This is a genomic window from Streptomyces sp. NPDC005151, from assembly GCF_053599875.1.
On record NZ_JBSFYR010000238.1, the window covers coordinates 1 to 1,881 of the forward strand.

General features: G+C 68.2%; 1 protein-coding gene. It reads right to left on the reverse strand.

All coding sequences use genetic code 11. From position 1 onward, the window contains the following. Window positions 1-46 precede the first annotated feature (46 nt). A complete protein-coding gene (locus ACWD6R_RS40435) occupies window positions 47-1,732 on the reverse strand; it encodes an IS4 family transposase (RefSeq protein WP_451823318.1) in 1,686 nt (561 codons plus the stop codon). Window positions 1,733-1,881 lie beyond the last annotated feature (149 nt).

The window sequence follows — 1,881 nt, forward strand, 5'->3', positions numbered from 1 at the left end:
CAAGGCCGCGAAGTTTGCTGATCGGCGGGGCTGTCAAGGAGGTTCGTCAGGTGGCGAGGGTGTAGGTCGCGCGGCCGGTCTTGTGGAGCATTCCGGCCTGCGCCCATTGGGACATTTGTGTGCAGAAGCTGTTGAAGTTGGTGACTCCCAGTTCTCGCGCGAGGTCCCGGCCGTGCCAGACACGGTGCGGGTCGCTGCGTAGGAGAGCGAAGGCGCGCTCCTTGCGGTTGAGATCGGGTGAGGGCCCGGATGGCATCGAGTCGTCCGGGGCGAGCGCGTCGGCGCTGTGATCGTTGACGTGTCCGTCTGCCGCGTGCGCCACGACGGGCTCCGTTCGTGGCACGGGGTTTGCCGGGTGGATGGTCACGTCGATCGCGGTGATGTTCGTGCTGGTCAGCGGCCTACTGTCGCCCTTGGGGCGGGCGTGGTAGCGGGAGATCGGCGACTTGACCTTGCGGACGCTGAAGCGGGGGCGGCGCCCTGGTAGGAGTCGGTCCAGGACGGCGCGTCCTATGGTGCCGACCAGATCGATCCCGTCGTCCTCCACGACGCCCCGGGCCAGAATTACTTCCTGGCGGGCCGTTTCCAGGGCGATGGTGAAGCCGGCCCGGTCGGGGTCGGTGCCCGGCCGTGATTCCGCGGCGGCCACCATCGCGGTGCGCAGGAGCTGGTAGGTGGTGAGTGTCGCCCACAGTTCCTGCTCGACGCCCACCTGGTCGTGCGAGCGTAGGACGCGGCCGGTGAGCATGGTGTGACGCAGTGCGTAGAACCCTGATTCGATTTCCCAGCGTTCGTGGAAGAGGCGGATCAACTGTCCGGCGGGGTCGGTGTGGTGGTCGAGCAGGGTGGTGATCAGCCGGTAGCGGTCGGTATGGAGGCTGCCGTCGGCGGCGGTGACGGTGATGTCAGCGTCGATGATCCGCACCCGCAGGCCGGCGATCTTCGAAAGGAACGAGCCGTCGGGCAAGGGGGTGAGCGCGGGCGGGCGACGGCTGGACTTGGCCCGGACGAGCAGGCGGGCACCGGTCCGGGCGGCCTCGGCCAGGAAAACGTCCCCGTCGAAGCCCCGGTCGGCGAGCAGGAGCATGTCCTCGCCGAGCAGGGGCAGCAGCTTGGTGGCGTACGCCTTCTCCCCGCTGCCCGGCCCGGTCGCCGGACCGAAGACCGCACCCAGCAGACCCCGGGTTCCGGTCTCGGCCAAGGCCATCAGCATCACCGTGGGATAACCGGCCCAGGCCAGCCGGTACTTGATCCGGCCGAGCCAGCCCCGATTGCGTTCGGAGTCGGGGACCTTGATCGAGCCGCAGCCGTCGAACGCCACCGTGCGGAAATGCCGGTAGCGCGCCCCCGGCGTGTGCGGCTGGGCCAGCGGACCGGCCACTACCTCGAACAACGCCTTCATCGGTGCCGCCCCCACCCGCCGACGCAAATGGCGCAGGGCCGTCTCCGACGGCGTCGGCACCGGCAGGCCCGCCAGACCACAGGTCAGCTTGGACCAGACACCGGCATAGCCCAGATGTGGGAAGAGAGTCAGCGCGAGCAGGAAATAGACACCGACCCGCGAGGGCAGATCCCGCAGTCGCCGCTGCACCGCCGAGCTCTCCTGAAGCACCGCATCAACCAGCTCGAAGGGGAAGAACCTGGTCAACTCGCCCAGATGCCCCGGAGCGAAGACTCCAGAGGCGACCGAGATGGAACGCGTGAACACGGTGATGGCAGACTGAAGACGCAACGGGACCCCGGACCTTGGGACGATTCTGGCGAATCACCATCGTCCATCAGGGGTCCCGTCGTGCTGGGGTCCCGTCGCGCGTCCAGGCCCTCCCACCAGCACGAATCACCCCTTGACAGCCCAGCCGATCAGCAAACTTCGCGGCCTTG